Genomic DNA, 12,628 nt, shown 5'->3' with positions numbered 1-12,628 from the left:
AATCGCGTTACATGGCCATACAGACCAGCCCCTTCAGGTAATAGCCTTCCGGAAAGGCCATACCTGTCGGGTGGTCCGGTGCCTGCCCCAATCGGGTCAGCATGCGCGCATCCCGACCGGCATCCAGAGCAGCATCAGCGACCACCTTCTGAAACAGGCCTGTCTCCATAAGTCCCGAGCACGAAAAGGTAAACAGAATTCCACCGGGCTTGAGCAGGGTAAAAGCAAGCAGATTTATATCCTTGTAGCCACGGCAGGCGCGATCCACCTGCCCGCGGGAATCGGCAAACTTGGGCGGATCAAGCACAATCAGATCAAACCTGCGCTCTTCATCACGAAACTGCCGCAACAGCTTGAATACATCGGCGCAAATATGCTCGCTGCGCCCGGCATCAAAGCCGTTCAGGGCAATATTGCGCGCGGCCAGATCAAGCGCGGGCTGCGACATATCCACATTGGTAACCCGGCTGGCTCCAGCCTTGAGGGCGGACAGTGAAAAGCCGCCACTGAATGAGAAACAGTTCAGCACTTCCCTGCCGGCAGCGTACTGCCGCAGTGCGAAGCGGCTATCACGCTGATCGAGATAAAAGCCTGTCTTGTGTCCCTGTCGCACATCCACCAGCAGACGCAGACCATTCTCGACAATTTCTACGTGATCCGGCAATGCTTTCCCGACCAGAAGCCCGGTACGCAACTCCAGCCCCTCCTTGCTGCGCACCTCACTGTCGGAGCGTTCATAAATCACATGGTCCGGAAAGATCTGCTGCAACTCCCGCACAATGGTTTCGCGCCAGAACTCAGCCCCCTGACTGAGAAACTGACAAACCAGCACATGGGCGTAACGATCGACAATGACACCCGGCAAGCCGTCGGACTCTGCATTGACCAGACGGAGAGCCGCAGCCTCGCTATTGTCGAGTACATCACGCAGGCGCAGAGCCCGCTTCAGCCGGTCACGAAAAAAATCAGCGTTAATCTCTTCCGCTTCATCAAAACTCCAGACGCGCGCGCGAATCTGTGACTGCGGTGAATATGCCGCCCGAGCGAGAAAACGCCCGTTTTGAGCATGCACTTCAACCGTTTCCCCCGGTTGCGGAGCCTTGCCCACGATACGGCTCACTGCACCGGAAAATACCCACGGGTGACGCCGCAATAACGAGCGCTCTTTATCTTTTGCGAGGATAAGTATTGCCACAGTTTTCTCCTGCCCATCGAAATGCGGCATCGTAGCATAAACGCAAACGAAACCGATATCACCGCATGCGCCCTGCCGTCGACTCGCGCAGAAGGCCATTATGGCATATTACTTGCTGTAAGTTTATCAGGCAGATCGTTGCACTGGCGCTGTGATTTTATTATCTGAGCCGATGCGTACTGAACAGGAGCTTGCCTATTCCGGTTGTGTGCGTCCCTCCCTGCAGGGATACCTGATACGGGAATGAGATCTCCGCCTTCGCCTGAAGGGTTCGGTGAATAAGATCACAGCGCCAGTGTAGCGACTGCCTGCTTTCAACATCCCCTGAATAAAAGGCCTGCCTATCCCCCCTTGTGGCAGGCCTTTTTATTTTTGCGGGCAGCATCGTGTTCAACAGCCCTCCCCACCACGGGACGACAAGCGAGGATGCCACCACTATGCTGCCGCCATGATCACGCGACAGAAATCGATTCTGCTAACCACCCTGAATGCCCGCTACACCCACTCATCCATAGGGCTGCGCTACCTTTTTGCCAATATGCGCGAACTGCAGGCTGACAGTGCCATTCGCGAGTTCACCATCAATGACAATATCCAGGATATCGCCGAACAGCTGCTGCATGAGCGCGCGGCCATTATTGCTATCGGCATCTACATCTGGAACGCCGAAGCCTGTGCCCGCCTGATACGTACAATCAAGGCCGTATCACCGCAGACCACGATCATTATCGGCGGCCCTGAAGTCAGCTACCAGCCATTACGGGTCAACTTCGATGCAGCCGACTTCATCATCAGAGGCGAGGGCGATACCGCTTTTTACGAACTGTGCCGGGCGGTGCTGTCCGGTTCTCCGCCACAACAGCGAATCATTCAGGCCCCCATGGCTGATCTTGCCCGTATTGAGCTCCCCTATGACTGCTACAGTGATGAGGATGTGGCCAACCGTTATATCTATGTCGAGGCTTCGCGAGGCTGTCCGTTTTTATGTGAATTCTGCCTCTCATCCATCGACAAAAAGGTCAGGAATATTGATATCGACACCCTTCTTGGGGCACTGGAAACACTTTATCAGCGCGGCGTTCGCAGCTTCAAATTCATCGATCGTACCTTCAACCTGAACATCGGAATCGCCGCCCGCCTGCTCGACTTTTTCCTGGCCCATCAACCCTGCTTTGTTCACTTTGAGGTCATTCCCGACCACTTTCCCGATGCGCTGAAAGAGCGAATCGCCCGCTTTCCTGCCGCGGCCCTGCAACTTGAAATCGGCATCCAGACACTGAACCCCGGGGTGGCCAGTCGCATCCACAGAAATCTCAAGCTCGACAAGATCGAGCAAAACATCCGCTTTCTGGAAAACGAGACGTCAGCCCACATGCATCTGGATCTGATTGTCGGCCTGCCGGGAGAGACACTTGCCAGCTTTGGCCACAACCTGAACCGCCTTGCCGCTATCACCGGAGCGGAAATCCAGATTGGTATTCTTAAAAAACTCTCCGGTACCAGCCTGCATCGACACGACAGTGAGTTCGACATGGTCTATGCCGATATGCCCCCCTACGACATTCTGCGTAACAATCTGCTCAGTTTCGAAGACATTCAGCAAATGAAACGCTTCGCCCGCTTTTGGGACCTTTATTACAACAGCGGCAACTTCAAACAGGGCATACGCCTGCTTTGGCCCGATGGCGATGTATTTGAGCAGTTTCATACCTATTCAGTATGGATCTATGAACAGACGCGCAGCACATGGAAAATCTCTCTGGAACGACTGGCAGAACTGTTGTTCACCTATCTGACCGAACATATGGCCATCCCCCCGGCCACCGCTGCCGGAACGCTGATCGCAGACATCATGACGCTGGAGGGAAGAAAAATGCCCCCCTTCCTGAAGCCATTTGCCCACCACAAGACAGCTGCCAAACAGGTCACGGCAAACAGCCACAACAAACGTCAGATCAGGCACACCGCACAATAAGCCAGACGTCAGAAGAGAGCGATCATTTGGCTCTGTAAAAGCATCACGGCCATCATAGGCATACTTATTTAGGGAGATGCTGATTTATTGCCCTCCTGGCAAAAATCAGTCCGTAAAGGCAAAAGCGTGGTTTTGCCTTTACGGACAAATCAAACACTTATGTGTCTGGTTTGGCGAGCCGTCCATGGCCCGCACGGAATCGCTGGATTAATCAGCGATTCCTTAGCGGTTATCCGCTATAATGGGGCTAAAGGCCAGACGGCAGCACCGTCTATAGCGACCTGATCATGGTGCGAAGGTCACACTGCCATGAGGGGGGACTCAAATGGCTATTTCTTGCCCTGTCTGTGGTTGCACCGATAAAGAGCGGTTGCACAGAACCTGGTGGATGCGACTGATACCGTTCTGCAAATACTATCGTTGCAGACAGTGCGACCACGCCTACCTGAAGCTTTTCTGAATCACTTCAGCTTCGCCGGCAAGGTCCTGCATCACACTCACGACCGGTGAAAAATATTTGCAAATAAATCGCGACAGGGATAGAGTGACTGCAGTTGCACTGGCGTTATGGCCTATAAATTGCGGGCCGATATACGCTGAACGGGAGCCTCTCTATCCTGATGGTGTGCGCCCCTGTATTGGGGCACCTGAAGTCAGGGCACTGCGCCCACCTTTTCGTAAAGGGTTCAGTTCATTTATAGGTCATAACGCCAGTGCAATTACCTCTTTCAAAAAAGCCAGCTCGAGGGAGCTGGCTTTTTTATTGCCGCGTAAGGCCTCTCGACCAGCTCAATCCATACCGAGAGGCGAGTGCTCTTCAAGATAGGTATAGCCTTTCAGCCCTTCACGATAGTAGTTCAGAAATGCCATCGCCTCGCGAGCGGTGATACGCCCTTCGCTACGCGCCGTATTCACCTGACGACGCATACGATCAGCAAGCACCGTCTCATGAAACTGAACATACTCAAGCACATCCGCCACCGACTCACCTTCAACCAGCTGCTCAAGCTCATAACCATCACCATCCAGGCGCACATGAACCGCATGTGTATCACCAAACAGATTGTGCAGGTCGCCAAGGATTTCCTGGTAGGCACCGGTCAGAAAAATGCCGATGTAATAGTCATCGCCATTGTTGACCGAGTGCAGCGGCAGGGTTGGCGACACACCACCGGCTAACGGAAACTGCTCGATCTTGCCATCCGAGTCACAGGTAATATCCACCAGCACCGCCTCCCGATCAGGGCGCTCATTCAACCTGTGGATAGGCATGACCGGGAACACCTGCCGGATAGCCCAGGCATCGGGTAGCGACTGAAACAGCGAAAAGTTGAGAAAGTAGCGGTCAGCCAGCTGCTTGCGTAAATCCGGCAACAGCTCGTTGATCTCTTCCTGATCAAAACGATCCTGCAACATCGATAACAGGCACCAGTGCAGGTCATCTGCCTGTGCCCTTTGCTCAAGGGTCGAATAGCCGAGCGTAAACAGCTTGTGAATATCCTCACGCAGCGAAATGGCATCATGCAGTGCTTCACGCGGACTGATTTCATCCAGCTCATGCCATGTCTGCCACAGATGGCGCAGCTGCATCGGTGCATCGGCCGGTGGCTCAACAATCTCCCGGCCGGACAAACGCCGTGTTGCAGCAAGCACATCCAGAATCAGTACGGCATGATGTGCCACCAATGCCCGGCCGGATTCGGAGATAATATCCGGATGTGGCAACCCCTCATCATCGCACACACTTTTCAGCGTCCAGACAATATCATTGGCATACTCCTGCAACGAATAATCCACCGATGATACGCTGCCTGAAATAGAGCCGTCATAATTGATCCCCAGGCCACCGCCCACGTCCATCAACTCGATCGGTGCTCCGAGACGCCGCATTTCAATGTAAAAACGGGCTGCCTCCTGCATCGCTTCCTTGATACGGCGAATGTGAGGCACCTGCGAACCGATATGAAAATGGAGCAGCTTCAGGCAATCCAGCTGACCGAACTGCTTGAGCTTATCAACCGCTGCAACCAGCTCGGAGGCTGCCAGGCCGAACTTCGAACTATCTCCGCCTGAATCCTCCCACAGCCCCTTGCTTGTGGCGGCAAGGCGGCAGCGCAAGCCGATCAGCGGCTGCACATCCAGACGCCGTGATGCATCGAGAATCAGATCCAGCTCATTCGCCTTTTCAACCACAATATAGATTCGCTTGCCCATCTTGCGGCCAATCATTGCCAGCTCGACAAATTCGCGATCCTTGTAACCGTTACAGACAATCAGCCCTTCCACATCTTCCATCATCGCCAGCGTAGCGTGCAGTTCAGGCTTGGAACCTGCTTCAAGGCCCCAGTTGAATTCAGCTCCGTACTCAACAATCTCCTCAACCACCTGACGCTGCTGATTCACCTTGATCGGATAGACGCCGAAATACTGGCCCTGATAGCCGGCTTCCTTGCGCGCATTGCTGAAACGCAGATGGATCTGTGACATACGAGCCCTGAGAATATCGGAAAACCTGAGCAGCAACGGTGCTTCTATCTGACGGGATTTAAGATCCTCAAGCAGCTCCATCATATCGATCGACTGCTTGCCATCCGGTCGCGCATCAAGGTTTCCCTTGCTGTTGATGCCAAAAAAACCGTTCCCCCAGCCCTCAACCTGATAGAGGCGGGAAGCATCCTTAATGGACCATTTACTCTCTTTCACAGCGATGCATCTCCTTCTCCGGATGAATATTCGTGGCCTACTTTGGCAGTTTCATCACCATGATGGAAGCCTGCCATCCTCTGGCAACACGCATATGACATGCATAAAACCCCATAAATCACGACATATTGACCGCTGCAATCCAAGCGTGTGTGATTGCACATCTAGAGTGGAGGATGCATGCCCTACAGTGCACAAAGCAATTTTGACCACAACAGCAGGCCGAAAACCGGCATCCTGTTGACCAATCTGGGAACACCGGATGCCCCGACCACCAAAGCATTGCGGACCTACCTGAAGGAGTTTCTTTCCGACCCACGGGTGGTTGAGCAGCCTCGCTGGCTCTGGTGGCTGATCCTCAACGGCATTATTCTGAATGTGAGGCCGGCGAAATCTGCTGCCGCCTATCGCAGCGTCTGGAGCGAAGATGGCTCACCGCTGATGGCTATCAGCCGGCGTCAGAGAGACAAGATAGCTGTTCTTCTGCAACAACGACTGGGCGACGATATTCATGTCGAGCTTGCCATGCGCTATGGCAACCCATCGATCAGGTCAGGGCTTGAATCACTGCGGGAGAAAGGCTGCCGGAAGCTGTTTGTACTGCCGCTATATCCACAATATTCAGCCACAACAACAGCATCCACCTTTGATGCCATCAGCGATGTCATGAACAGCTGGCGCCGGATTCCGGCGCTGCACTTTATCGACTCCTACCATGATCACCCCGCCTATATCGATGCGCTGGCCGCAAGCGTACAAACCTACTGGCAACAGCATGGTCAACCCGAACGCTTGCTGGTCAGCTTTCATGGCATTCCCGAGCGCTACTTCAGGGCCGGAGACCCTTATCCATGCCACTGCCGCAAAACCGTCAGGCTCCTGCGTGAAAAACTCGGGCTGAACGAGGAGCAGGTACAGCTGAGCTTTCAATCCCGCTTCGGTCGTGAACCGTGGATGCAACCCTATACAGATGAGACCCTGAAGCAGTGGGGCAAGGAGGGTGTTAACTCTGTCGACGTCATTTGCCCCGGCTTTGCTGCCGACTGTCTCGAAACACTGGAGGAGATCGCGGTTGAAAACCGTGATTACTTCCTCGAGGCAGGTGGTCATCAATTCCGTTATATACCGGCATTGAATGACAGCGATGCGCACATCGAGGCCCTTGCCCGTCTGCTCATCACCGCCATCAACGGACGTTAAGCGTCGAAACCTTGTCCACATGTAACGCATGAGTAGCGTGCCATGCCGCCATGCATCCGCCTCATGGCGGTGAACCCTGCAAGGAGGGTAGCTGATGTCTCCCGTTGTCATGACCATTGTGGTACTGTGCCTGTACCTGCTTTTTTTCCGTTTTTACGCCAATGGCTTTCTTGCCAGAAAAATTTTCGACCTCAATGGTGCTGCCATCACACCGGCTCACTCACAGCGTGATGAGGTCGACTATGTACCAACCAACAAATACATCCTGTTCGGTCACCATTTTGCCTCCATCGCCGGGCTGGCTCCGATGCTTGGACCTGCCATTGCCGTGATCTGGGGCTGGGTACCCGCCCTGTGCTGGGTGGTTTTCGGTACGCTGCTGGTCGGCGCCGTGCATGACTTCTCAGCCCTCGTCCTCTCGATCCGGCACAAGGGACACAGCATGGGTACCATTGCCCGCGATGTCATCAGCCCGCGTACCCGCCTGTTATTTCTGCTGGTTATTTTCTTCCTCGTCGCACTGGCTATGGGTGTGTTTGTACTGGTCATTTCAGGGCTCTTCGCCGCACCTGATGCAGCCCATATCCCGGCAACCGCACACCCTGAGGCCGTATTCCCGACCTACTCCCTGATGCTGATCGCGATGGTCATCGGCTTTTTTGTTTATAAAAAGAATATGCCACTATGGCCCATGATCGCCCTCGGCTTCGTGCTGATGATGGTGACCACAGCCATCGGCCTTGATATGCCGGTCACCGGCCTCTCCGCCGGATTCTGGACATGGTCGCTGCTCATCTATGCCTTTATTGCCAGCGTTCTGCCTGTATGGCTGTTGCTGCAGCCGCGTGATTTTCTCAACTCGCTGCTGCTCTACCTGGCACTCTTCTCGATGCTTGCCGGCTTTTTTATTCTCTCTCCCGACTGGGCTGCACCGGCCATCAACCCGCATCCGGTCGGCGCACCGCCCATGCTACCGTTTCTGTTTATCGTCATCGCCTGCGGAGCCGTGTCCGGCTTTCACGGCCTGGTCGCATCCGGTACCACCTCCAAACAGCTGGATAAAGAGACCGATGCACCCTTCGTCGGTTATGTCGGCATGATTGGTGAATCACTGCTGGCTCTTTTGGCAGTACTGGCCACAACTGCCGGTGCATTCTCATCCCGGGCCGATTGGGAATCGTTTTACGGCTCCTGGGACAAAGCCGTCGGTTTACACCAGAAGCTGGGCGTCTTTATTCAGGGTAATGCAAACTTCATTCATCAGCTCGGAGTACCGCTTGATTATGCCGCAGCCTTTATCAGCGTCGTGGTCGTTGGTTTTGCCATGACATCGGTCGATACCGGCGCCCGCCTGCTGCGCTTTAATCTGGAAGAGATCGGTCACACCATCGGTGTGAAAGCCCTTGGTAACCGTTATGTGGCCACCTTTCTGGCCGTGGCAGCCATCGGCTTCTTTGCCTTCTTCAAGGTCGACGGAAAACCGGCCGGCCTGTTTCTCTGGACCCTGTTCGGCACCACCAACCAGATTCTGGCCGGTCTGACCCTGCTGACGGTCACCATCTATCTCTACCGCAAGAAAAAACCGATTCTTTACACACTGCTGCCTATGCTGCTGGTGCTCGGTGCCACCGTTGCCGGCATGGTGATGGGCATCATCGAAGCGGTTGAGAAAGCACAGTGGGCCGTGGCATCTGTCGGGGCAGCAATCTTCCTGCTCGCCTTCTGGGTACTGGTAGAAGCGTTGCTGGTGGTTCGTCATGTACGGGCAGAGCATCAACAGTAACATCATCATGCATGGTGAACACTGAACCGCCTGTTTTGAGAACAGCTTTGCAGATACAGGAAAGGTCAGCCACTCCTGATCCGATCAGACAGATACGGCCGAGTACTCCGGCATGCAACGGCGCATGCGCCGGGTAGCCATGGCGGGATCATCGGCCGAAAGCAGGCCGCTGATCACAGCGACATGCGGCCAGTTCAGTTCACTCGCATGCTCGGGAGTCATCCCGCCGAGTGCGACCACAGGCAGTGGAGCCTGCATCGCCATGCGGTGAAATTCAGTCACCCCGAGACAAGGAGCCCCGGGATGGCTGGCTGTCGGAAAAACAGGGGAAAGCAGCGCGTAATCCGCACCGGCATCTTCAGCCAGACGCAAATCCTCTTCGTGGTGACATGAGACAGAAACTGTTTTGCTCCGATCAGCGAGCCAACCGCGAACCACAGGGACACTGCCGATCGCCGTGCCAGCCAGGTGCACCCCATCCGCATCGACAGCCTCGGCAATATCGGCCTGTGTATGGATAATCAGGCGGGCGCCACAGGCTCGGGTCATCACCCGCAAACGCGCGGCCAAAGCCAGCAACCTTGCCGAATCAAGCGCCTTCTCCCGCAACAGTACCGCATCAACACCGGCGGCCAGCACTTGCTCAAGCGCCTCAAAAAACGGTTCGCCGTGATAACGGCTGCTATCGGTAATTTGTGTCAGTACAGGCGGTATGACAGGCACGCGACATCCACAAACAGTGAGTGCTATACGCTCAAAACTCTTTCAGAATCCAGCTGGGAGGCACAATGGCGGTACCACCACCGGGCAGGCGACGGACAAACTGGCCATTGGGTTCACGATAGAGATAGTAGGCAGGCATACCACCGGCAGGCTGCACCTTGACCTTAAACACCTGGCCATGCGAAGCATATTCGGTCACGGTAACCCCATCCTTCCCCTGATAGGAGCGAATATCGACGGCAGTCGTATCATCCGGGGCCTTGAGCTCATCCTTGAGGCTGGCCGGCTTTTCAGCGGCAACCGCCTGATCGGTGATGGCAGCCGGCGCAGATGTATCAACGACCGGCGGCGGTGCCACATCCTCGGCGGCACGGACCGGTGAGGAGAGGGCCAACAGCGGCAGGAGCAGCAACGGGGAGAGGATCATCATTCGCAAGCGATTCATGCATGCATGATAGCAGTCGCAAGCGCGATCTACAGCTGTTTTTTTCACCATTTCATATGACACGTTCATTTCCTCCATCCAGCGGCAGTTGCGCTCCGGTAGTACACGCAAATAGCGGGCCAGCCATCGCACAGGCCATCTCGGCCACATGCCGTGACGTCACTTCACATCCAAGGATATTATTGGTTTTATAGGCCTCAACACTGAGCCCGTAGCTGGCAGCCCGCTTCGCCAGCACCTCATCCGTCCAGATCGCTGTATCAAACACCGCGTTCGGATGCAGCACATTGACCCTGATACCATCACCGCCCAACTCCAGTGCTGCCACCCTGGCCAGCTGGGTCAATCCGGCCTTCGCCACCGAATAGGCCGCAGCACCCGGGCCCGGTGCAGGAACATTTTTTGACGCCATCAGCACAACCGCAGCATCGATACCATATCTGAGATACGGCACAGACTCGCTGAGCAATAACTGATGGCTGCTCAGATTCAGGGCCAGGCTCTGCTGCCAGGTGTCGAACGGCATCCCTTCAATAGGATGACTGGCAGGAAAACAACCTGCATTACTGATGACAATATCCAGTCCGCCAAAATGACGCACTGTCGCTTCGACTGCATCCCTGATCGCCACCGCGTCGGTCATATCACAGACCACGCCCAATACGGATGATGATGAGAACATGGTGGTCACAGCGGGATTGATATCCAGCGCCGCCACAACCGCCCCCTTCTGCAGCAACGCCCTGACACAGGCTGCACCAATACCGCTGGCAGCGCCTGTCACCAGGGCGATACGACCGCGCATCTCCATCGTGGCAGCACCTTTTTTCAGCTTGGCCTGCTCAAGCTCCCAATATTCAAGCTCAAAAATATCTTTTTCCGGCAATGCCTGCCAACCACCCAGCAGCTCCGCCTGATGAATGGCATGCATCGTATGGCTGCAGATATCGGCAATGATACCGCACTCAGCCGGACTCACACCGAATGCCAGCGCTCCCCCTCCCGGCCACACCGCCCAGCGCGGTGCCGGATCAAGACAGGTCAGTCCCTCTGTATGATGACGGCTGAAATAATCAAAATAATCGCCGACAAAGGCGTTAACCGAAGCCTCCGCATCCTCACCGATCATCATGGCGGTGCGCTTGGTGCGGATGACATGATCGGGTGTCAACGGACCACGCGTGGCAATATCAGCCACATCGCCGCGCAATGAGAACTGAACCGCATCGCTGCCATGATTCAACATGGCCAGCACAGGAGCTCCGCGCGCTTCGGATACCGCCTTGCGCACCATGGCCAGAGCCTTCAGATCAGGAACCTGCGCCACTTCGCCGGTCGAACGCTGCCGTGCATGCGCGGATAAATAATCTTCTGCCCGGCTGACCAGCTCAATCATATTGCCGTAACTTTCAGCTGCCGCATCGGCAAAGGTAAACACCCCGTGATGCAACAGCACGATGCCCTTCACGCTTGACCAGTCGATGCCGGCAGTCAGCTGAGCAACCTGCCGGGCGAGTACAAAGCCCGGCATGATATAGGGCAATATCAACACCTCATCGCCATACAATGACCTTAAGATGGCCTCTCCACCTGCACTGTTACTGATGGTGACGATGGCATCGGCATGGGTATGATCGACATAGGTAAACGGAATGATCGCATGCAGTATCGCCTCAACCGAAGGATTCGGAGCATTGGCATTCGTCATGGCTGCCCGCTGGGCATCCACCATCTCCGTATCACCCAGCTGCTCGAGCTCAGCCATCTTTTGCAACACATCCAGCCTGACCGGTGCAAAGCCCTGCTTCTCAATCGTCGCCAGATCCCAGCCACTGCCCTTCACATACAGCACCTGCTCCTGCTCGCCGAACACATTGCGCACCATCGCCTTGACCGAAGTGTTACCACCACCATGAAGCACCAGTGATGGCTCACGGCCAAGCAGTCGCGAGCTGTAAACCCGAAGCGCCAGCGGATCATTTTCCAGCGCTGTGGCTTCAGCGACATCCCATGCGTTATTCATCCCGTCACTCCCGAATCTGTTTGTCTGGAAAAAATCGTGAGAAATCCCTTATGCCATCGTGCGGCGCAACAGCACCAGGCACGCCCCGCCGCCGCTACCCGGACGGGGAATCGCAGCCAGCACCTGTCCGGCAAAGGGACCATCAGTCAACCAGTGATAGACCGCCTTTTTCAATACCGGTTTACCATCGGATGAGTGCAGACCACGACCGTGAATAATACAGATGACACGCACATCATCATCCGCAACAGCCCGGGCAAAGCCATCGGCCAACGCTGACAGCGCCATATCACAGGTCATACCATGCAAATCAAATGTACAGGCAACGGACGGATCACCTGCGGCAAGGCGCTTCAGGCGCTCTCTTGAAATACCATCGGCCACAAGAGACCATGGCTCAACCCGGCGAGCGGCTGGTCCATCTGCCATTAACCCGGAAGGCTGCCGATGACGATGCCGGACGGCGACCTGATGGCCGCGCGGCAATCGCCTGTCAGGTGTGATTTTGTCAATTTCCGGCAATGGCTGCACCCTGCCCATCGCTTCGGCAAACAGATCTTCATCTGTCTCCGGCGGCATCT

9 protein-coding genes are annotated in these 12,628 nt (G+C 55.3%); 3 read left to right on the top strand and 6 right to left on the bottom strand.

Going from position 1 to position 12,628, the window contains the following annotated elements; all coding sequences use genetic code 11:
- Positions 1–7: 7 nt before the first annotated feature.
- Positions 8–1,195: a class I SAM-dependent rRNA methyltransferase gene (locus FEF65_RS08515; protein ID WP_202978102.1), complete on the bottom strand. Its 1,188-nt coding sequence runs from the start codon at positions 1,193–1,195 to the stop codon at positions 8–10.
- A 448-nt stretch (positions 1,196–1,643) separates the two neighbouring features.
- On the opposite strand from FEF65_RS08515, the gene FEF65_RS08510 reads away from it, so the two are divergent.
- Positions 1,644–3,170 carry a B12-binding domain-containing radical SAM protein gene (locus tag FEF65_RS08510; protein WP_138239380.1) on the top strand — a complete coding sequence of 509 codons (1,527 nt, stop codon included), beginning with the start codon at positions 1,644–1,646 and terminating at the stop codon, positions 3,168–3,170.
- A 789-nt stretch (positions 3,171–3,959) separates the two neighbouring features.
- Here the strand turns inward: FEF65_RS08510 and speA are convergent.
- On the bottom strand, positions 3,960–5,873 hold the full coding sequence (gene speA / locus FEF65_RS08505) for a biosynthetic arginine decarboxylase (protein WP_138239379.1): 1,914 nt from the start codon (positions 5,871–5,873) through the stop codon (positions 3,960–3,962).
- Positions 5,874–6,053: 180 nt separating this feature from the next.
- Here speA and hemH point away from each other — a divergent pair, with 180 nt between their 5' ends.
- Positions 6,054–7,073: a ferrochelatase gene (gene hemH / locus FEF65_RS08500; RefSeq protein ID WP_138239378.1), complete on the top strand. Its 1,020-nt coding sequence runs from the start codon at positions 6,054–6,056 to the stop codon at positions 7,071–7,073.
- A 94-nt stretch (positions 7,074–7,167) separates the two neighbouring features.
- The gene (locus FEF65_RS08495) at positions 7,168–8,856 is read left to right on the top strand and encodes a carbon starvation CstA family protein (protein ID WP_138239377.1); all 1,689 of its coding nucleotides are present in this window, start codon (positions 7,168–7,170) and stop codon (positions 8,854–8,856) included.
- Between the two features lie 84 nt (positions 8,857–8,940).
- Here FEF65_RS08495 and FEF65_RS08490 read toward each other — a convergent pair whose 3' ends face one another.
- Genes FEF65_RS08490 through FEF65_RS08475 form a run of 4 tightly spaced genes read right to left on the bottom strand, consistent with a single transcriptional unit; the run spans position 8,941 to position 12,626 of the window.
- The gene (locus tag FEF65_RS08490; protein ID WP_138239376.1) at positions 8,941–9,579 is read right to left on the bottom strand and encodes a thiamine phosphate synthase; all 639 of its coding nucleotides are present in this window, start codon (positions 9,577–9,579) and stop codon (positions 8,941–8,943) included.
- A gap of 31 nt (positions 9,580–9,610) precedes the next feature.
- Positions 9,611–10,024, bottom strand: a complete 414-nt coding sequence (locus FEF65_RS08485; protein ID WP_238701281.1) for a DUF2782 domain-containing protein — start codon at positions 10,022–10,024, stop codon at positions 9,611–9,613.
- 52 nt (positions 10,025–10,076) lie between these two features.
- On the bottom strand, positions 10,077–12,047 hold the full coding sequence (locus tag FEF65_RS08480; RefSeq protein ID WP_138239374.1) for a bifunctional aldolase/short-chain dehydrogenase: 1,971 nt from the start codon (positions 12,045–12,047) through the stop codon (positions 10,077–10,079).
- 48 nt (positions 12,048–12,095) lie between these two features.
- Positions 12,096–12,626: a Smr/MutS family protein gene (locus FEF65_RS08475; RefSeq protein WP_138239373.1), complete on the bottom strand. Its 531-nt coding sequence runs from the start codon at positions 12,624–12,626 to the stop codon at positions 12,096–12,098.
- Between the last annotated feature and the right edge of the window lie 2 nt (positions 12,627–12,628).

The organism is Mariprofundus erugo, from assembly GCF_005818865.1.
Lineage (GTDB): Bacteria > Pseudomonadota > Zetaproteobacteria > Mariprofundales > Mariprofundaceae > Mariprofundus > Mariprofundus erugo.
Note: the sequence above shows the minus strand (reverse complement) of the source record. Positions and strands in the feature narration are given on the sequence as shown.

What these genes read in the sequence shown, in the direction of transcription:
- FEF65_RS08510 (WP_138239380.1), top strand. Translation starts at nt 1,644, where the DNA reads ATGATCACGCGACAGAAATCGATTCTGCTAACCACCCTGAATGCCCGC.
- FEF65_RS08475 (WP_138239373.1), bottom strand. Translation starts at nt 12,626, where the DNA reads ATGCCGCCGGAGACAGATGAAGATCTGTTTGCCGAAGCGATGGGCAGG.
- FEF65_RS08495 (WP_138239377.1), top strand. Translation starts at nt 7,168, where the DNA reads ATGTCTCCCGTTGTCATGACCATTGTGGTACTGTGCCTGTACCTGCTT.
- hemH (WP_138239378.1), top strand. Translation starts at nt 6,054, where the DNA reads ATGCCCTACAGTGCACAAAGCAATTTTGACCACAACAGCAGGCCGAAA.
- FEF65_RS08485 (WP_238701281.1), bottom strand. Translation starts at nt 10,024, where the DNA reads ATGAATCGCTTGCGAATGATGATCCTCTCCCCGTTGCTGCTCCTGCCG.
- FEF65_RS08480 (WP_138239374.1), bottom strand. Translation starts at nt 12,047, where the DNA reads ATGAATAACGCATGGGATGTCGCTGAAGCCACAGCGCTGGAAAATGAT.